Source organism: Rhizobium sp. Leaf453 (assembly GCF_001425605.1).
GTDB lineage: Bacteria > Pseudomonadota > Alphaproteobacteria > Rhizobiales > Rhizobiaceae > Pararhizobium.
This window is the reverse complement of the sequence record NZ_LMRG01000029.1, coordinates 247,404-266,058: the sequence shown is the minus strand read 5'-3', so window position 1 is coordinate 266,058 and position 18,655 is coordinate 247,404. Positions and strand designations below refer to the sequence as shown.

16 protein-coding genes are annotated in these 18,655 nt (G+C 59.7%); 11 read left to right on the top strand and 5 right to left on the bottom strand.

Annotated elements, in window-relative coordinates; genetic code table 11:
• Together ASG68_RS27590 and ASG68_RS27585 are read left to right on the top strand one after the other, a co-directional pair.
• Nucleotides 1-6,600 (top strand): hypothetical protein, encoded by a 6,600-nt coding sequence (locus ASG68_RS27590; protein ID WP_062576322.1) that lies wholly within the window; start codon nucleotides 1-3, stop codon nucleotides 6,598-6,600.
• A 46-nt stretch (nucleotides 6,601-6,646) separates the two neighbouring features.
• Nucleotides 6,647-6,895, top strand: coding sequence for a hypothetical protein (locus ASG68_RS27585; protein ID WP_062576321.1), 249 nt, complete (start codon nucleotides 6,647-6,649; stop codon nucleotides 6,893-6,895).
• Nucleotides 6,896-6,981: 86 nt separating this feature from the next.
• Here the strand turns inward: ASG68_RS27585 and ldtR are convergent, their stop codons facing one another.
• The 4 genes from ldtR to ASG68_RS27565 all read right to left on the bottom strand — a co-directional run bounded on the left by ldtR (nucleotide 6,982) and on the right by ASG68_RS27565 (nucleotide 9,573).
• Nucleotides 6,982-7,494, bottom strand: a complete 513-nt coding sequence (gene ldtR, locus ASG68_RS27580) for a transcriptional regulator LdtR (protein ID WP_062576320.1) — start codon at nucleotides 7,492-7,494, stop codon at nucleotides 6,982-6,984.
• A gap of 131 nt (nucleotides 7,495-7,625) precedes the next feature.
• A complete protein-coding gene (locus ASG68_RS27575) occupies nucleotides 7,626-8,063 on the bottom strand; it encodes a DUF6163 family protein (RefSeq protein WP_062576319.1) in 438 nt (145 codons plus the stop codon).
• 87 nt (nucleotides 8,064-8,150) lie between these two features.
• The gene (locus tag ASG68_RS27570; RefSeq protein WP_062576318.1) at nucleotides 8,151-9,047 is read right to left on the bottom strand and encodes an adenylate/guanylate cyclase domain-containing protein; all 897 of its coding nucleotides are present in this window, start codon (nucleotides 9,045-9,047) and stop codon (nucleotides 8,151-8,153) included.
• Between the two features lie 184 nt (nucleotides 9,048-9,231).
• Nucleotides 9,232-9,573, bottom strand: a complete 342-nt coding sequence (locus ASG68_RS27565) for a hypothetical protein (protein WP_156373805.1) — start codon at nucleotides 9,571-9,573, stop codon at nucleotides 9,232-9,234.
• Between the two features lie 231 nt (nucleotides 9,574-9,804).
• Here ASG68_RS27565 and hemB point away from each other — a divergent pair, with 231 nt between their 5' ends.
• The 7 genes from hemB (at nucleotide 9,805) to ASG68_RS27535 (ending at nucleotide 14,350) form a co-directional block, all read left to right on the top strand.
• The gene (gene hemB, locus ASG68_RS27560; protein ID WP_062576316.1) at nucleotides 9,805-10,818 is read left to right on the top strand and encodes a porphobilinogen synthase; all 1,014 of its coding nucleotides are present in this window, start codon (nucleotides 9,805-9,807) and stop codon (nucleotides 10,816-10,818) included.
• Between the two features lie 148 nt (nucleotides 10,819-10,966).
• Entirely contained in the window at nucleotides 10,967-11,131 is a 165-nt protein-coding gene (locus tag ASG68_RS31975) for a hypothetical protein (protein ID WP_164491903.1), read from the top strand.
• Nucleotides 11,132-11,332: 201 nt separating this feature from the next.
• On the top strand, nucleotides 11,333-11,797 hold the full coding sequence (locus ASG68_RS27555) for an RDD family protein (protein WP_062576315.1): 465 nt from the start codon (nucleotides 11,333-11,335) through the stop codon (nucleotides 11,795-11,797).
• A gap of 178 nt (nucleotides 11,798-11,975) precedes the next feature.
• Nucleotides 11,976-12,746, top strand: coding sequence for an arginyltransferase (locus tag ASG68_RS27550; RefSeq protein ID WP_062576314.1), 771 nt, complete (start codon nucleotides 11,976-11,978; stop codon nucleotides 12,744-12,746).
• A 3-nt stretch (nucleotides 12,747-12,749) separates the two neighbouring features.
• Complete coding sequence (locus ASG68_RS27545) at nucleotides 12,750-13,661, top strand: DMT family transporter (RefSeq protein ID WP_062602689.1); 912 nt, start codon at nucleotides 12,750-12,752, stop codon at nucleotides 13,659-13,661.
• Between the two features lie 81 nt (nucleotides 13,662-13,742).
• On the top strand, nucleotides 13,743-13,964 hold the full coding sequence (locus ASG68_RS27540; protein WP_062576312.1) for an AbrB/MazE/SpoVT family DNA-binding domain-containing protein: 222 nt from the start codon (nucleotides 13,743-13,745) through the stop codon (nucleotides 13,962-13,964).
• Nucleotides 13,961-14,350: a type II toxin-antitoxin system death-on-curing family toxin gene (locus ASG68_RS27535; RefSeq protein ID WP_062576311.1), complete on the top strand. Its 390-nt coding sequence runs from the start codon at nucleotides 13,961-13,963 to the stop codon at nucleotides 14,348-14,350. The genes ASG68_RS27540 and ASG68_RS27535 overlap by 4 nt, the downstream gene beginning before the upstream one ends.
• Nucleotides 14,351-14,380: 30 nt before the next feature.
• Here the strand turns inward: ASG68_RS27535 and parC are convergent, their stop codons facing one another.
• Nucleotides 14,381-16,657, bottom strand: coding sequence for a DNA topoisomerase IV subunit A (parC, locus tag ASG68_RS27530; protein ID WP_062576310.1), 2,277 nt, complete (start codon nucleotides 16,655-16,657; stop codon nucleotides 14,381-14,383).
• On the opposite strand from parC, the gene ASG68_RS31680 reads away from it, so the two are divergent.
• Together ASG68_RS31680 and ASG68_RS27520 are read left to right on the top strand one after the other, a co-directional pair.
• The gene (locus tag ASG68_RS31680; protein WP_156373804.1) at nucleotides 16,656-17,249 is read left to right on the top strand and encodes a hypothetical protein; all 594 of its coding nucleotides are present in this window, start codon (nucleotides 16,656-16,658) and stop codon (nucleotides 17,247-17,249) included. The genes parC and ASG68_RS31680 overlap by 2 nt on opposite strands.
• Before the next feature lie 149 nt (nucleotides 17,250-17,398).
• Nucleotides 17,399-18,592, top strand: coding sequence for a hypothetical protein (locus tag ASG68_RS27520; RefSeq protein WP_062576308.1), 1,194 nt, complete (start codon nucleotides 17,399-17,401; stop codon nucleotides 18,590-18,592).
• Nucleotides 18,593-18,655: the final 63 nt, after the last annotated feature.

Here is an 18,655-nt window from a genome sequence, read left to right as displayed (position 1 = left end):
ATGGCCCTGAAGACCTCCATCATCCATTGCCTCGTCGATGCCGAGCCGGAAAGCTATCACGCAACCCCTTCACTTGCGGTCAATCTCGGGTTTGAATGCCCGACCGATATCAGCCGCGGCGACGTGATCGGCGAGGATGACGGCGCCAAAACCAAGCGGGATGCACTTGAGGGCGACGAGGACTTGGCGAAAGCCCGGTTCGAAGCATTTCTTGCCGATGCCCGAGTGGTGGAATTTCATCTCTTCGAAGCCCTGTTGGACAATCCTGCCGATCCATCCAACTGCACGCTTACCCATCTCGGCGTCATCGACAAGACGTCCGAAGCGCCCGCTGCCGGCATGCCTGAACAGGTCATCGATTGGCTCGGCAACGCAAAGCCGCAAGATCCTAAGGTGCACTACTGGTCCACATTTGCCGGGACTGAACCGGAAGCCCCGATCAATGCAGAAACGGCACCGGCAACCTACCGACTTCGGGCGGCGCATTCCTGGAACGCGCCGGTCGCACACCGCTTGGGCCTCACCCATATCCTGCGCCCACCGGCCATGACCGAGCCACATTATGTCGTTCTGCCATTCTTTTCGGCGCCGGCCGAACCGCTACCCGATATTTCCGGGATTCCGGTATCGTCAGCCGCGGGCACGGACCTTCAATGGGATTTCGCCTATCATCCAGGCGGCACGCTGGATGAAGCTATCTGCCGGACCGTGGTGCTGGATACCAAAGACCTCTTTGTTTTCCCGAAAGAACTGCAGGATGTCCTGGCTCCGGAAGGATATCTGAAAGTCGACGCGGAAGCCGAGAACCTCTGGCGCATCACGAACTGGTTCGAAGCTCGCGCAACATCGCTGATGTCGGTAACGGAGACCCTTGCCGGCCCCGATACCGATGTGGAAAGCGTCAAAGCGTTCGATAAACTGTTCCCATTGAAAATTGACGAAACCACCGCCCCACCAACGCTGATCGCCCCCGCCGCCGCCTGGCTTGCGACGACCAGCCTGATCACGGCATTCGATGCCACCGTTCTGTCGATCCTCAAACCAGTTGCCGGCAAAGACAGTGCGGGCGAGGTTATTGCTCCGCTGCTGATCGACCTGCTCGACCGGATTGAAGCAACCATCGCGGATCCTTTTGATCTCAAGGTGAGCGACCTGCAGATCGACACACTCACCAGTTCGTTTCGCCTGGCGCTGAAGGCTGGCAATCCCTTTTTCATGCAGGCGAATAACCTGCCGGTGCAGCCAAGCCGAAAAGCCATCACCGACCTGCTCAAGAGCGTTCACAGCATCGATGCCAAGGCCAAGGATGCCAGTTTCGAAACCCGACTGCTGGATGTTCTCCTCCAGGCGTTCGAAATCGATGCCGCTCCACCAATTCCAACCGACCTGAAAACGGCAATTGCAAACGGGGAAAATGCGCTTCTGCGACGGGCACTCGCCGAAACCGTAAAGAGGCTGCAGGACGAAGCAGGCGCCGAAGGGGCAATCATTCGCCTTCTGGAAGGCACTGTCCGCAGTGATGGCATCAGGCTCCCGAGACTTTTCGCGGAAGCCTACCTGGTTCACATTCAACAGGCCGGGAACACGGCCCTCCTCTCGGCCGTGGAAAACGCCTTCGACGAGGCTTGGGCCGCGTATCGTACACTTCTGGAAAGCCCCTTCAACGGCGCGGAGGCGGTTCGAAGCGGCGCAGCCGGTGAATTCAGCAAGGCGCTGATGGGATTTGCCAAGGCTCGCCCGATCGTCCCGCCGCCGGAGCCAGCCATATCGAAGCCGCAGCACCTGATCGATGTCGCCGGCGGGGCTGAATACTATTTCGTCCGTCTTTTCCCGTTCTCGGAAGAGCCCGATCCCTTCAACCCGATCGCCTGCTTCCGGTCGATCGCCGGCAGCCTCTTGCGAACCCCGCCGATGACCGGCTTCGATCCGGCGGGCATCGAATTGCTGAAACAGTTTTTTATGGATGCCTATTCAGCGGCGATCGCGCCGATGGCTGACGTGATCGACCAATCCGCCCGGTTCATACCCGACGCTGCTCCCGCCCCTTTGCCGATCCAGATTGCCTCCAACATAGACGGCGCCGAGATCGATATGTTCGCCCGTCATTTCAACGGCATCGGCCTCGCCATCCGACGCATCGATACGGACGACGCCAGCGATCGATGGACACATGCAAGTCTGGCCGATCTCACCTGGCCATTGCCGCCGCCACCGAAACCAGGACAACCCGACGTCCCGCCGACTTTCTCGGGCGCCATTCATCCCTTCCTTCCGGCCATCAGCGACGGTCGCGCCCCGATGTTCGTCGCCTATGAAGGCTTGCCGCTGGCTGCGGCCACATTCGGCCGCACCGCCGCAGACCTTATCCCCGAGGCTACGGGCCGGAACGCTTCCTTCTACATTCACGAGGCACCGGATCTCGAGACAGCCGCGGAGTTCGTCAAGGTTCCCCGGCTCGCCTACGGGCGCAAATTCGAGGCTTTCAGCTTTGCCACGACCAATGCCGGATCACTGCCGCTCGCCTTGCAGCGGCAGGCCAAACCGCCGGAAGCGCCCTCGACCACAGTGCCGTGGATGCCGGGACAGGATATCGAGCCGCCACGGAAAGACGGCGCTATCGATCCGTCTTACGTGCTGACGAAGGCTTACCAGCGGCGCACCGCGATCGGCCAGATCACGCTCGAAGAAATCCCCACGGTCAACCGGAGCCGCCGCATCGGAGCACCGATCAAGGGGGTTGTTCCGGTGTCCCAGGATTATCCCCGCACCGTGATCGCTTCAGCCGGCAGCCCGGGCGTCCTCGATATTTTCAGGGATCGAGACGGCGCAGGAATATTGGACATTCCGAACCCGCTGAAACAAATGACGGAATGGCGCCTCGGTGAGGCCGTTATCCGGGGCAAGCCGTCAAAGATTTCGGTGCGCTTATTCGACAAGGCGCCCACCGGCCCAGACGATCCCGGTATTGCCGGCATCGACCTGGAGTTTGCCGAAGGCTTTGATTTCGGCCTGGTGGACAGACTGACCTTCCGTGTCGCGCCTGGTGTAGACAAAAAAGGAGCCCAGATCCGGCAGTTCTCGGCAACATGCGGTAGCATCACGAAATCCGCAACCATTGGCACTGACAATGCCATCGAAGCGGGCTGGATCAGATTGTCTCTTGCATCGACCGCGCCCGCCTCGCTGAGTTTTGCCGTCACGGACGAACTGAAGCCCTATGATGTCGGCGCGCCGCTACTGATGCTCGCACCAGACGACGACGCGTGGAAAGGGGATGTGCGGGATCCTGTGACCGTCGATATCATTACCCCGCGCGTGGGCTATCTCGATTTCGATCGATGGTTCTCCAACGCCGATCTGCGTGACACGGCGTTCCGTGATCCCAAGACAGGAAAGGTTGACACGGCGGCTGCGGACAGGTTGCGGCGAGCATTGCTGACAGCCTATGTGCTGCGCGATGCGGATGAGGCGCTTGCGGGCGCACTTGATCGCTTGCCGGACCCTGCTGTGGACGGACTGCGCATCGAACTGGCAATCCAGGATCAATTAGCAGCGTCTGACCCACCGTTTTCCTTTGCTCAAGCCGATGTTCTTTTCGGGCAAAGACTCCTGGCCATCGCTGCCAAGATCAAGTCAGGACAGTCGTGGACTCCGAAACTGCTGATGGATCTTGTCTTCCTCCCGATCGAGACGGCATTCCGTTACAGGATACGGCTGACGGAAGGAAACTTCGGCCTCGCTTCCAACGGGTCGGGAGCGAGTGTTCCGGCCGGGATTGCCGTCCGTCTCTCCATTTCGTCCCTTGTCGCCAACCGCCACTTCAATCCAGCCGGCAAACATCCGGCGGTCTTTCACAAGGGTTTGTGCCAGCATGCGCCGCGCGCCATCGTCCAGGCTGGAACGGGCGCGGTTTTCCTGGCCTTTCCCTCGGTCGCGCTGCGTATCGAGACGATGCTGAACGGCATCCCCGATATCGACGTCAAGGACAAGATGAAACCGGCCGACAAACCGGCGATTGCGCTTGCCGCCGACATGATAGCCGTGCGACCGATAGATCGCACCCGTCGCTACGATCTCCAGACACGGGCGGGGCTTCCGGCCGCCGAGAGCAAAAAACGCACCCGTCAATGGCGCCTCCTGGGCGAAATCGACGTGACGACCCAGCGGTGGCGGCCAAGCGGCAAACCGATCTATCATCATATCGATCCCTTCGCATTCCGGGATGACACAGTCTTGTCGGACCCGCCCTCGCCCCGGGCTTTGCACGCCGCCATGCCTTTGCGGGAGAAGCCGGGCGCCAACGGTTACCCGCTTTCCCGGTTCGAACAGGAAGCGTTCTTCGACCGGCCCAACGTCGATTCACAGACGATCACGCAACGATTGCTGCCTCTCCCCTCCAGAACCGTTTTGGAAGAGCATTTTTGGGAAGCGCCGTCGGCAAGCTATTTCCGGCACCGGTTCACCCTTCGCTCCCGCTACGCCGGCGCCCTGAAGGCCGTGTCGCACCAGGAAGTTAAAGCCTGGAACACCGATCGCCAAACGCGCAGGACACCGGCGGACGCCTGGACCCTGCGGATCGCCATGCTGGCGGACCTCACGCGCCTGCTGCTGACCCGGCCGCAGCAGCGTGCACTGATACCGCTGACCTCGGCGCCCCGTGACGACGGCGATGTACCGAGCGCGCCGCCCGTGCTGGCCATCCTGCAGGAACCGCCTTTTTCGCGTGGCGGGCTCGCCGACCGGATCGCGGCCGAAATCAAGACCGGTTTCGGCTACGGTTTTGAGGATGTCGAAAATGCGGCGGTGGAAATCCTTGATTCCCGCAAGGAAATCGGTCCCGACCCTCGCCTTACCTACAGGCCGACGGATCATGACACCGCGCTCGGCATGGCGCTGGACGCGGAGGGACCAATTGGACTGACCTTCGATCCCGTCAACTCTCCGGCTCCCGCCTTTCCCAATTCGATGATCTCGCTGTCGCCGGTGCAGTTGAGTGGCGAGAAACAGAATCTCGAAGAGCATTTTCTCGGTGTCTCGATGCGCCGTTACATCGATCCGCACTGGACGATCGGCGATGAAGCACCCGACCCGCTGGACCTAGACGCGGAGCGCTGCTGGTGGATCGGCCACGGCCCAGCGACTGAGCCGCGCGTCCTTTTGAGTTACACGAGCAACGGCATTGAGACACCGTTGCTGACACTGACGAACAACGCCAGCTTTCACGTCGTGCATGTGATGAAGGCGGCGATCGATGGCGTCGCGGGCGCGAAGGAAAAAGATGTCGCGATCGCCCGCTGGAACGCGGGCATCTCCGACCGTTTGAGCCTTCTGCACCAGCCGGTCGCACCCGGCCGCTATTCCACATCTGTCTTCGTAAACCTTGCGCAGAACAAGGACGAGGTCAAACGCGGCCGCGGCAACGCACCGCTGTTGATCTGCAATTTCGAGTGGGGACCGCCGACCGGCACGACCGAAGACAAAGTGGCCGAGACGAAAGGTCCGGCGACGGTCAGGCTCAAGGCAGGCAATGCTAACGCACGCCTGACCATGGCGAGCGCGGCCACCTTTCTCGCCTGGACGCGCATGGGGCGCAATTTCGACATCGCCTATTCTCCGGACTTTACCCTATCCGCCGAGACACCGCGCGAGCTACTGACCCGCAAACTCCAGGGCATTGTCTCTGACGACGCGACACTGACCTTGGCGCAAAGCGGAAGCGGCGAAACCTGGCTGTGTGCCTCGACCTTTCAGAAACCCTACCCTCTGCATGTCCAGCGGCATCTGGCGGTTCTCACGACGGGTTATCTTCGCGAACCGGGCCGGCCACTCGAGCAATACAGCCGTTCTGCACTCTGCGTCGGGCGCCAGTCATCGCGGCTTTCCGGAACGGGGGATCGCGAGGACTGCTTGCGGCTCGTCGAATTCGAAACGCCATCCTCGATCCTTTGCAGCCATGAGGTCGTCGCGCCGGAAACCTATCGGAAAGCATATTTCGATCTTGTTGCCACCGGGTTCCGGCAAACAAGCGGCCCGGCATCGGCACGCCTGTTCTTCCGCTTTGCCGGCACAGGCGAGCATCTGCGGAAATTCACGACGCTTAAGATCATGCTGGCTTATGGCACAGGGAATGCGGACGGCGCCTTAACGCAGCATGCCGTCGCCGTGAGCCTCGGTAACACGAAGGAGGCCTTTGCCACCGCCGTGGAACTGTTTGTCGAGCGGCAAGACGAGAACGCCAAGCTCTCCTATCGGTCGGCCGTCGTTATGTCCGATGGTGAAATGGTGTCCGCGTCTTATCCCGCACCGGGCGATGAGCATGGACTGTTGGGCGCCGACAATCACAATCCCGGTTTTTTCGTCAGCCTGACGGCAGAGGGGAAGGCAGGCGCCGGCGAATTCTGGACGGACGTATCCCTCCTTCATGCGGCGCGACCGACCTTTGACGGCCGTTTCGATTTCGGCTGGCTGTTTTCGAACGCCGGCGGAGCGGAACCCGCCCTTGATGTCGCGCCGGCTGGCCTCAACGCCATGGTGGAGGCTCAGGCACGCATCATCGCCGTTTCACCGCCCATTCCGATTCAGCAAAAACCGGTGGACTAGCGATCAATACGCGCCCCACCCCAACCAAGAAAGAGGACAAAAAACAATGGCATTCGTGATCTACGTGAAGAACGAGGGCGACACTGCAACCGTACGCGTCTTTCAACGGCTCAATAACAATGAATCCAAGGTCGTGTTCGAGGATGTCATCGAGAATGACGGTCGTGTGCCGGTCGATGCGTTGAAAACGGATGACTACGGCGACGCTGCCGGAGAGTTTCTCTGGGAGCATGAAGGTTCCGGGCTGACGGATCAGCAAGTCGTCAATGCCGGCGACGAACTTCTCGTCAAGTGAACATCGGCACTCCCGATGCGCGAACGGGTGCGCTCCTCGCGCACCCGTCAGCAATCCATCACGATGTGCCCTGCGCGTAGCCGCGCTTAGAGCTTGTAGAGCATGGTGTCGTTCCAGAAGCGATCAAGGCGCTGCAGGAGTTTGTTCATCTGGCCGAACTCGTCGGTGCCGATGCCGCCGACCTTCTGGATCGAGCCGATATGACGCTCATAGAGCTTGGCGACCGTCTCGGCGATCTCCTGGCCTTCGTCCGTCAGGCTGATACGGACCGAGCGGCGGTCGATGCGCGAGCGCTGGTGGTTGATGAAGCCGAGGTCAACCAGCTTTTTAACATTGTACGATACGTTGGAGCCGAGATAGTAACCGCGCGAGCGCAGTTCACCGGCGGTCAGTTCCGAGTTGCCGATGTTGAAGAGGAGAAGGGCCTGGACGGCGTTGACGTCGGAGCGACCCGAGCGGTCGAATTCGTCCTTGACGACGTCGAGCAGACGACGGTGAAGACGTTCGACGAGGTGGAGGGATTCCATGTAGAGCGAGCGGATCGCATCTTCGTGGGGATCTTTGACTGCAACGACCTGCGGCTTCATTTTCGTGTTCATGATGACTGCCTCACTGTTTTGTTTGGCGGTGTATGTTTCTCTTCCCGCCTTGAGGTAGACACTATCGAATACGTATAAAATTCGACTTAAACTACAGCCTTAACAGCGCCTTACCATCCACAGCCCTTGTCTCAGGGTAAATCAATTCTTGCAGCCTTGGCCTGTTTGGCCCGCTGATAGAAGATCGCGGAACGGAAAAGAATGAAGGTGAAAGCCACGGCTGAATGGAGAATCAGCAGCAGCGGCTTGGTCCCGAAAACCTGCGGATAGACCGCAAACATCGCGACTTCGGCCGCCGCCGCGACGACCCAGAGAACCGGTCCCCAGGAGACCAGCAGCCACAGTCCGAGCGCCGCCACCGGATAGACCACAGCAAGCGATGTTGCCGCCACCCGCCAGGGCAAGGGCAGCAGATCGAACCGCCCGGCACCGGCAAAGGAATAGCCGATCAGCATCGCCCAATAGTTCAGGCCGAACCAGAAACACGAGACGGCCACGAGCCGGAGAAACAATCCGAAGATCGTCTCGGTGAGCGAAAGTTTGGGAACCTGCACAGAATCAAGCGACATGGCGGCGACGATACTTGGCGGCGACGCGCTTTGCCAGACGAGGATTTGTGGATGGCTGATAGGACAGCAGAATCGAACAAATCCCCCTCACCTGCGCGCGATCCATCGTACGCCAGCAGCAACGGCCAGAGCCAGAATGGGCCACGAAGCCCAGAACGTGCCCTGCCAGGACAGCACATTGATCGCAATCAAACCGCACGCGACGACCCCAGCCAACGCGATGCCCCGATCAACCCGCGTCTGGCTGCGAACCCAAGCCAGCGCCAGCACGCATGCAAAGGCAAGAAGCGGCCAGGCCGCCCAGAAGGTGCCACGCCAGGACAAGAGGTTGATCGCCACCAGCGCCGCACCGGTCAGCCCCAACATCGTCAACAAACGGCGCTTCCCTTCGACGATCCCACGACCTGTCGCCCTCTCATCGGCGTCACGTCGCGGTACTGTCGATGCCGTCCTTTCCGGGTCATCGCCAATCCGCACGGCGTAACTCGGCACCGCCTCCACGACATTCTTTGCCGAGAGAGGCCCAAGGAACTCGAAACCGACGGCCACCTTGTTGCGGACCTGATCATACACCGTGTTGGAGATAAGGATGCCGCCGGGAGCAGCCGAGGCTTGCAGGCGCGCGGCGATGTTGACGCCATCGCCATAGATATCGTCGCCATCGACGATCACGTCGCCGAGATTAATTCCGATCCGAAACAACATTTGCCCATCGACCGGTCGGTTGGCATTAAGCCCGGCCAGTTCGTTCTGAATATCGACGGCCGCGCGCACCGCCTCCACGACGGAGGGAAACTCCGCGATGACGCCGTCGCCCCAGGTATTGACGACGCGCCCACCACGCGAGACGATCAATCGCGACATGGCATCGCGATACCGCTTCAGCGTCGCCAGGGTGCCTTCTTCGTCAGCTCCCATCAGACGCGTATAGTCCTGAACATCAGCCGAAAAGATGGTTGTCAGCTTGCGGTGCGTTTCGCTCATGCACCATCCCCCTGCCCTGTTCGAAAGGCTAAACCGCCTCTATGCAGATGCATATGGGATTTGAGGGCTGAACTGAAAGAGGCAGAAGCGAGCCGATCGCAAATTCGCCCGATGACGACTGCCGCTAAGCGACCGCCCAAGCAAAAGGGCTCCGCGCGACGGAGCCCTTTTTTGTGCGTCAAGCTTACTTGGTATAGACGATCTTGCCGCCATTGGCCGCCGTCTGGATCCCGATGACATTGATGATCTGGACGTTCTTCGCCTGCAACGCGGCCGCCAGGTTCGGGTCGTTCTGGATTTCAGCCTGCGCCTTGGTGATGGTTTCCGGTGACGGGTTGCGATAGGTTTCCGGGATCATCGTGCTGTCGGTGCTGTCAGCATTGGTTTCCTCGCCGACATTGACGATCGTCAACATGTCGTCGGCCACCATGGGAACGACCGATCCGGTGGTCTGCGCATAGGCGTAACCGGCGAGCGGCGTTGCGGACATCACGGCTGCAAGGGCAAGTTTGGCAAGGGTCTTCATTGTCTTCTCCTCGGTTTCGAAGGCGCTCGCACCGTTCATCGATGGCGATCGTCAGCCTCCTTCAGACGGGAGGTGAACCGTGGAACGCGGAAATTGTTCCTGTCCGGTGCCATTTCGTATCGATGATAGGGACGCCACTGCGTCGATCGGCCCCTGCTTCGCAGCGTTTTCTTTTGCCTACCTCGCGTGATACACCGCCAGCACACCACCAATGACCGAAAGATCAGTGCGATGACCGACCAGACCAATGCCGTTGACCTCATCACCGGCCACCGCCGTATGCGCCGCAACCGCAAGGCCGATTGGACGCGCCGGCTGGTGCAGGAAAACCGGCTGACGGTGGATGACCTGATCTGGCCGATCTTCGTGGTTTCCGGCTCCGGCATCGTAGAGCCGATCGCCGCCATGCCGGGCGTCAACCGCATGAGCATTGACAAGGCGGTGGAGGCAGCGAAGGAAGCGGCCGATCTCGGCATTCCGGCACTCGCCACCTTCCCCAATGTCGATATGTCACTGCGCGACGAGACCGGCTCCAACAGCCTCGCCGCCAACAATCTCATCAACGAGACGACCCGCGCAATCAAGAAGGCCGTGCCCAACATTGGCGTCATCACGGACGTCGCGCTCGATCCCTTCACCAGCCACGGGCATGACGGCATCCTGCGTGATGGCGAGATCATAAACGACGAAACCGTCGCGCAGATCGCCAAGGCAGCCGTGCTGCAGGCGGATGCCGGTGCCGATATCATCGCGCCCTCGGACATGATGGATGGCCGCATCGGCGCGATCCGCCAGGCGCTCGACGCCGCAGGACATCAGAACGTCGGCATCATGTCCTATGCCACCAAGTTCGCGTCCGCCTTCTATGGCCCCTATCGCGAGGCAATCGGCACCGGCGGCCTCTTGAAGGGCGACAAGAAGACCTATTACATCGACCCGGCCAACGGCACCGAAGCCATTCGCGATGCAGCACTCGATGTCGAGGAAGGTGCCGACATGTTGATGGTCAAGCCCGGCCTTCCCTATCTCGATATATGCTGGCGAATGAAGGAAGCCTTCGGCCTGCCGGTCTTCGCCTATCAGGTTTCCGGCGAATATGCCCAGATCAAGGCCGCCGCCGCCAATGGCTGGATCGACGGCGAACGCGTCATGCTCGAAACCTTGCTCGCCTTCAAGCGCGCCGGCTGCGACGGGATCCTGAGCTATTTCGCTGTCGATGTTGCGAGGATCCTGGCCAAGCGGTGAACCAATAGTCGGCTATGCCCGTCGCTGGCCATCACTCTCTCCCTCAAAAGGGTAAAGACACGCCCCGGCCGCATAGCTCGGTTTCCGGCTTAACACGGCATAGGTGCGCGCAATCGCGTAAAATCCTTTCCAACAAAAGGAGTTTCCCATGTCTGCAAAGATTGGATTTTTCGATCGCCTTGTCGCGGCGCAAGAGCGCCGGATGCGTCCGTACGTCAACGATGCCTTGAGCCGTCTGGATGACCAGACCCTGATCGGTCTGGGACATGACCCGGCCGAGTTGCGGTCGCGGCCACGCAGAGCCTGCCTGTAACGCGTCCGGATACGTCCGGACTTGGATTGCAAACCATTCTCGGAGGTGCAGCCTCCGAGCTTGTTCGGTAGATGCCGCTCACTAGAATTATCGGTGTCGTGGCGGCATTTTCTGCCGGTCGAAAGCTACCGAGCCATCCATCCATTGTTTTTCCATTTACTCCTCCCCATATCCATCTGCGGACTAACCGGAGACATCTGAATGACCTTTCGTGACGAAAACCTTCGTATCCCCAGCACAGACTGGCGTGCCTATCAGGGCGTGCTCAGCCGGCGGGTGATCGCATTCGTCATCGACTATGCGATCGTTGCGCTGCTCTGGATCCCCGCGGCTGTGGTCGTGTTTTTCCTCGGCATCCTGACGCTGGGCCTCGGTTTCTTCCTCTATCCCGTCCTGTTTGCCGGTCTCGCTATGCTCTATTTCGGCATGACCGTTGGCAGCAGCAGCCAGGCGTCGCCCGGCATGCGCATGATGGGGCTCGCGATTGCCCGCACCGATGGACGGCCGATGGATTTCTTGACGGCCATCGTACACCTCGTGATCTTCTGGATCGCCAATGCGCTGCTGACGCCGCTAGTGTTAATGGTCGGCTTGTTCACCGATCGCGGCCGCCTGCTGCACGATTTGCTGATTGGCACGGTCACGGTTCGCCGGGATATCTATTGATTCGCCGATGGGCTTGGGCGACCCTTGTGTCGCCCATATGAAATAGCCCATGGAAAACACGGAAAAATCGGTTTATCGCAGTGCAACGCGGCTGTTCGAAAAGTCGCGATTGACCTTTTTTATTCTTGCGCCATGCTAAGGTTTTCGAAGCGGCCATGAAGAGCGATTTCCGCACCTTATGAACACACAAACTGCACCGTCTCCACAATTCTACCTGACCGCACCGGCCAGTTGTCCGTATCTGCCGCAGGAAATGGAGCGGAAAGTCTTCACGCATATGGTGGGCGAACGCGCGCCCGAACTCAACGACCTGTTGACCCAGGGCGGGTTCCGCCGTTCGCAGAACATCGCCTATCGCCCAGCCTGCGAAAGCTGCCGCGCCTGTGTCTCCGTGCGGATCGTCGCCGGCGAATTCGTGCCGACGCGCTCGATGCGCCGCATTCTTGCGCTCAATCGCGACGTCGTCTCGACGGAATATCCGGCCGAGCCGTCCAGCGAGCAATACAGCCTGTTCCGCCGCTATCTCGACCATCGCCACCAGAAGGGCGGCATGTCGGATATGTCTGTGCTCGACTACGCGATGATGGTGGAGGACACGCACGTCAACACCAAGATCATCGAATACCGGTTGAAGGTCGAAGGCGATGGCATCGGCGGCGAAAAAGGTCCGCTAATTTGCGCTGCCTTGACCGACAAGATGGGCGACGGCCTGTCGATGGTCTATTCCTACTTCGATCCCGCCCTGTCGGAGCGATCGCTGGGCACGTTCATGATCCTCGACCATATACGCAAGGTAAAGGAACGCGGCCTGCCCCACGTCTATCTCGGCTACTGGGTCAAGGGCTCACGCAAGATGGATTATAAAACAAAGTTTTTGCCGCAAGAGCACCTTATGGCTCAGGGGTGGGAGCGCTATACAGAGGAAAGCGCAGCCACTGAATCGGACTGAGACTTGAGCCAGACAATCGATGCCGCCCACCACCGCCGCGGGCTTCTTATTACCGGACTTGGCGGCCTTGCCCTTTCCTTCGACATTCCGCTGATCCGTTCCTCGGACGGGGAAGTCTGGTCTTTGCTCGCTGTGAGAAGCCTATGCACCTTCTCGGTGGCGATTGTCGCCTGGGTTATGCTCAATAGAGTTCTCGGCAAGAGGATTGGACTGGTCCCCGGCAAGGTCGGTCTTCTGGCGGGCCTGTTTTACGGCCTCGGTTCTTTTACCTTCCTATTATCGGTGTTCAACACGGCGACCGCCAACGTCGTTTTCATCGTCGCCTTCACCTCGATGTTCGCGGCTGTCTTGTCCTGGATCTTCCTCAAGGAACGCCCCTCCAACGCCACGCTCGTGACCATGGCGGTTATGGTCTTCGGTGTCGGCCTGATCGTCCATGACGGCCTGAAGAGCGGCAATTTCTTCGGCGACGCCCTGGCGCTCTGTTCCGCATTGATGCTCGCCAGCGCCATCACCGTCAGCCGAGCCAGCGGCAAGGATATGGGGCTGGTTCCGCTTGCCACCGCCATTTTCCCCTGTGTGATCGGCTATATGCTCTCACCTGCCGAAGGCCTGCAGATCGCCCACCCCGGCTGGATCATCTTCGACGGCCTGTTCATGATCCCGCTCGCCTTCTTCTGCCTTGCCACCGGCCCACGCTACCTGTCCGCGCCGGAAGTCGGCATGTTCTACCTGCTCGAAACCATCCTCGCGCCGATCTGGATCTGGCTGACCTTCAACGAGGTTCCGACGCAGAACACCCTGATCGGCGGCGCCATCCTGATCGTCGCGCTGGTCGGCCACTCACTCTGGCAGATGCGTCAGAAATCCGCCGACAAAGGCGAGGCTTCCAACGAGTTTCCGTTTACGGGATGACCTGACTGCGCGGAGAAGTGCGCGTCAATTGCTGCTTTGAGAAAGCCATGTTATAACGCAATTATAACATGGAGGCCTCTCATGAATATCACCATCCGCAAGATCGGCAATTCCGAGGGTATCATCATCCCGAAGGAAGCCCTTGATCGCATGGGGGTAAAAGCGGGGGACCAGGTGGCGCTTACAGCCAAGGACGGCGGTTATCACTTGCAGCCGCTTGACGAAGCATTTCAGCGTCAACTCGAACATGCCAACCGTTTCATGGACAAATATAAGGTCGCTCTGAAGAAGCTGGCTGAATGAGCGACTGGATTTTTCTCGACCGCAAGATCGTCGAACAGTTGCACACGATGCAGATCGAGCGATTTGGCGGCGCCTTCGGCCTCAGAGACGAAGGCGCGCTGGAATCTGCTTTGGCTCGCGCTTTCAACAAGGCGAATTATGGCTGCGATGATATCATCGAATTGGCAGCAGCCTATCTCTACGGTCTTGCGATGAACCACGCGTTCATTGATGGAAACAAGCGCATCGCGATTGTCGCAGCGGCCGTTTTCCTCATGGACCATGGATATGAAATCGAAACCACGGACGCCAACCTCTTCAGTTTCGTCCTATCCGTTGCCGCAGGCGAAATAGATGAGGCAGGCGCTACGCGTTTTCTTCGCGATTTCGTTATCAAAGCCGAATAAGCGTCGGAGATGATGAGATGAGAATCCCAATCATCCCGTAAACTTCCCGCTTCTCGGGAAGCCCTTCGGCACCGCCCTGCCCGCCGATGCGCGGTCGCCCAGCCATTCCAGCAGTTCGTCCTTGTTTTTCGCAAAGCTGCGGCCGGCGCTGTCTGCCCAGGTGAGGCTGTCAGCGATGGCGAAGCAGCGGATATCGGACACGCCGCCATCCTTGTAGCGCTGCAGGCGCACACCCTTGCCGCGTCCCATTTCCGGGATCTGGGCGAGCGGAAACACCAGCATCTTGCGGTTTTCGCCGACGATGGCGACGTGATCGCCCTTGACCGGAATGACCAGCTTGGCTTCGTCCGGCATCGCCACGTTCATGATCTGCTTGCCCTTGCGGGTATTGGCGACCATGTCGGCTTCCGGCACGACGAAGCCATTGCCGGCGGCGGACGAAATCAGCAGCTTGCGCGCGGGATCATGGACGAAGGCGGTCAGGACGTCCTGGTCGTTCTCCATGTCGACCATGATGCGCAGCGGTTCGCCATGACCGCGCCCGCCCGGCAGCTTGTCGCCGCCCAGCGTATAGGCCTTGCCGCCAGTGGTAACGATCAGGATGCGGTCGGTGGTCGAGGCGGTGAACGACAGATTCAGACCGTCACCTTCCTTGAACTGCAGCGTCGAGACATCGGAAATATGCCCCTTCAGCGCGCGGATCCAGCCCTTGTCGGAGATGACGACGGTGATCGGTTCCTTCTCGATCATCGCCTGCTGGATGGCCTCCAGATCGGCTTCCGGGGCATTGGAGAACAGTGTGCGGCGCTTGCCAAGCTCGGTGGCCTTGGCAAACTTCTTCTTCACTTCGCCGATTTCCCAGGCGACCGTCTGCCACTGCTTGTCGTCGGAGGCGAGCAGAGTCTCGATCTCCGTCTTCTCCTTCGACAGGGCATCGAACTCGGTTTGAATCTCGAACTCTTCCAGCTTGCGCAGTGAGCGCAGCCGCATGTTGAGGATCGATTCCGCCTGGAGGTCCGTTAGCGTGAAACGCGCCATCAAAGCAGGCTTCGGCTCATCCTCCTCGCGGATAATGCGGATGACTTCATCTAGGTTCAGATAGGCGACGAGATAGCCGCCGAGGATTTCCAGCCGGCGATCGATGGCGGCCAACCGGAAGCGCGACCGGCGCTGCAGCACCTCGCGGCGATGATCCAGCCATTCCAGCAGAACCTCGTTCAGCGCCATCACCTTGGGCACGCGGCCCATGGACAGGACGTTCATGTTGAGCGGAATGCGATTTTCCAGTTCCGACAGCTTGAACAGCGATTCCATCAGGATGGTCGGATCGACAGAGCGGCTCTTCGGCACCAGCACCAGCCGGACATCCTCGGCGGATTCGTCACGCACATCCTCAAGCAGCGGCAGCTTGCGGGCGATGAGCAGTTCGGCGATCTTTTCGATCAGACGCGACTTCTGCACCTGGAAGGGGATTTCGGTGACGATGATCTGGTAACCGCCGCGGCCGGTATCCTCGACCTCCCACTTGGCGCGAACGCGAAAACCGCCGCGACCCGTCTTATAGGCCTCAATCATGCTCTCGCGGCTGTCGATGATGATACCGCCGGTCGGAAGATCCGGACCTTCGATCCCGCCCCGCTCAGGATTGTTCGGATCGAACATCAGGTCTTCGATCGTGGCAGTCGGGTTCTTGATCAGGTGCAGGGCCGCGTCGCAAAGCTCGTGCGCGTTGTGCGGCGGAATGGATGTCGCCATGCCGACAGCAATGCCGGCAGCGCCGTTGGCCAGCAGGTTCGGGAAGGCGCCCGGCATGACGACCGGTTCCTGATCCTCCTCGTTGTAGGTCGGCCGGAAATCCACGGCGTCCTGGTCGATGCCTTCGAGCAGGAGGCTCGCGACATCCGTCATGCGCGCTTCGGTGTAGCGGTACGCAGCGGCGCTGTCGCCGTCGATATTACCGAAGTTGCCCTGGCCATCGACGATCGGGTAGCGCTGCGAGAAATCCTGCGCCAAACGCACCAACGCGTCATAGACCGACTGGTCACCGTGCGGGTGGAATTTACCGATGACATCGCCGACAATACGGGCGCATTTCTTGAACGAGGAATTGGAGCGCAGCCCCATTTCGCTCATCGCATGGACGATGCGGCGATGGACCGGCTTCAGGCCGTCGCGCACGTCCGGAAGCGCACGGTGCATGATGGTCGACAGCGCATAGGCAAGGTAGCGCTCTTCCAGCGCCGCCTTGAGGTCGACCGGTTGGATGTTATCGTCTCCGCCAGACGGCGGCAAAAGGCTCTGTCCCATGGTTTCTTGCTACTCCAAGATGCCCGCAACAGCAAGGATTGCAGGGCATTGCGCTGTGGAGAACCGGGATGGCGGGAAGTCAACAGTCATTAACCGCGCGCATCAAAAAGCTGTCGCGCACCCTACCACATATGGTTGCAACCATGCTAACCGCTGCCGGGACTATCTCAGCGACTCGTCCATAAAGGCCAACATGCGTATCTCGCCAAAATTTGCCGTAGTAGCCATTGTCTCCCTTCTCTCGTTGCAAACCGTTCATGCGGCCGACGTGACCATTCCCGCAGGCCGCGAAAGCGCCATCAATTTCGTCACCGGCGTCACCCCGAATTGCCGCAACATTGCCAAGCCGAAGATGACGGTGGTGAAGGCACCGGAGCATGGCAGCGTCCGGTTTCAATGGGTAAAATACAAGATCAACAACATTTCAAAACTCTGCGACGGCCGGCCGGCATGGGGCATGGCGATCCTTTTCAAGCCGAAAGCCGGCTTTCATGGCAAAGACCGTTTTACCTACGGCATGAACATGCAGAAATATGAGGGCCGATCCGATACGAAGTATATTCAGGACGCAATCGACGTCGTCGTGAAATAGCGGCGATCCGTATTTTTCACTGCGCCGTCATGCCGAAAATGAGCGGCGGCACAAAACATGACTCCGGAAGCGAATTCGAATATATTTCGGCCTTAATCCGTATTAGAAATGCCTTCGAAATTAAACCTTTACAACAAAGGAACCGCCCCATGACGTCTACCCGCCACCTCCGTCTGATGCTCGCGAGCGCCGCCTTCATCGGCCTGTCCGGCCCGGCCTTCGCACTCGACGGCGCCGACCTCGTCACCAAGCTGAATGCCGCTTCCGGCTCGAGCGGCGCGACGGTCGCCTATGAAGGCGTCAATGTCGATGGCACGACGGTCACCCTCACGGGCGTCACCGTCAAGTCAGCCGCGGCACCGGGCAAGGACCTGAAGGTCGGCGAAGTCACGCTTGAAGGCGTCGAGGAAACCGACAACGGCGGCTATTATGTCGAAACCGTGAGCCTTCCGGATGTCGACGTCAAGGAAGACGACACTGCCTTTACCGCCAAGGACATCACGCTCGGCGGCCTGAACATTCCGGGCAATCCGAATGGCGGCACCGTCAACGACATTCTGCTGTACGAATCGGCATCGACTGGCCCGGTCACCGTGACCGCCAAGGGCAAGCAGGTCTTCTCGATGGAAGAATCGGAAGCCAACCTGACAAAGCAGGAGAGCGACGCCGGCTTCGATTTCGATGCCACGCTTTCCGGCATCAAGGCCGACCTCTCCGACGTCGAGGACGCCAAGGCCAAGGATGCTATTGAAAAGCTGGGCCTGAAGACACTCGCCGGCGAAATGACGATCAAGGGTAGCTGGGAAATTGCCACGGGCAACGTTTCGCTCGAGGAATATGCCTTCGATTTCACCAATGTCGGCCGTCTGGCCCTCGCCCTCGACATTTCCGGCTATACGATGGAATTCATGAAGGCCGTCCAGGAGGCCATGAAGGCTCAGGAAGCCAATCCGAACAAGGAAGAGGCCAATCAGGCGCTCGGCCTTGCCATGATGGGCCTCATCCAGCAGCTGAGCTTCAACAGCGCCTCCGTTCGCTTCGACGACGCGACAATCACCAAGCGCGTGCTCGACTATATCGGCGCACAGCAGGGCGTCACCGGCGACCAGCTTGCCCAGTCGCTGAAGGGCATGGTGCCGTTGATGATGGCGCAGCTCAATGTACCGGAACTGCAGAACCAGGTCTCGACCGCCGTCAACGCCTATCTCGACGCGCCGAAAAGCCTGACGGTCTCGGCCGAGCCGGCCAAGCCCGTTCCGTTCCCGATGATCATTGGTGCTGCCATGGGTGCTCCGAACACCGTTCCGAGCGTTCTCGGCGTCAAGGTGACTGCGAACGACTGATAGTCTTCTCGTAAACAGAAAAAGCCGCGGACGTCGTGTCGATGTCCGCGGCTTTTTTGATTG

Coding starts and splice junctions, on each gene's coding strand:
- ASG68_RS27555 (WP_062576315.1), top strand. CDS start 11,333: ATGACCTTTCGTGACGAAAACCTTCGTATCCCCAGCACAGACTGGCGT.
- ASG68_RS31975 (WP_164491903.1), top strand. CDS start 10,967: ATGTCTGCAAAGATTGGATTTTTCGATCGCCTTGTCGCGGCGCAAGAG.
- parC (WP_062576310.1), bottom strand. CDS start 16,657: ATGGGACAGAGCCTTTTGCCGCCGTCTGGCGGAGACGATAACATCCAA.
- ASG68_RS31680 (WP_156373804.1), top strand. CDS start 16,656: ATGGTTTCTTGCTACTCCAAGATGCCCGCAACAGCAAGGATTGCAGGG.
- hemB (WP_062576316.1), top strand. CDS start 9,805: ATGACCGACCAGACCAATGCCGTTGACCTCATCACCGGCCACCGCCGT.
- ASG68_RS27590 (WP_062576322.1), top strand. CDS start 1: ATGGCCCTGAAGACCTCCATCATCCATTGCCTCGTCGATGCCGAGCCG.
- ASG68_RS27520 (WP_062576308.1), top strand. CDS start 17,399: ATGACGTCTACCCGCCACCTCCGTCTGATGCTCGCGAGCGCCGCCTTC.
- ASG68_RS27565 (WP_156373805.1), bottom strand. CDS start 9,573: ATGAAGACCCTTGCCAAACTTGCCCTTGCAGCCGTGATGTCCGCAACG.
- ASG68_RS27570 (WP_062576318.1), bottom strand. CDS start 9,047: ATGAGCGAAACGCACCGCAAGCTGACAACCATCTTTTCGGCTGATGTT.
- ASG68_RS27575 (WP_062576319.1), bottom strand. CDS start 8,063: ATGTCGCTTGATTCTGTGCAGGTTCCCAAACTTTCGCTCACCGAGACG.
- ASG68_RS27585 (WP_062576321.1), top strand. CDS start 6,647: ATGGCATTCGTGATCTACGTGAAGAACGAGGGCGACACTGCAACCGTA.
- ASG68_RS27535 (WP_062576311.1), top strand. CDS start 13,961: ATGAGCGACTGGATTTTTCTCGACCGCAAGATCGTCGAACAGTTGCAC.
- ASG68_RS27550 (WP_062576314.1), top strand. CDS start 11,976: ATGAACACACAAACTGCACCGTCTCCACAATTCTACCTGACCGCACCG.
- ASG68_RS27540 (WP_062576312.1), top strand. CDS start 13,743: ATGAATATCACCATCCGCAAGATCGGCAATTCCGAGGGTATCATCATC.
- ldtR (WP_062576320.1), bottom strand. CDS start 7,494: ATGAACACGAAAATGAAGCCGCAGGTCGTTGCAGTCAAAGATCCCCAC.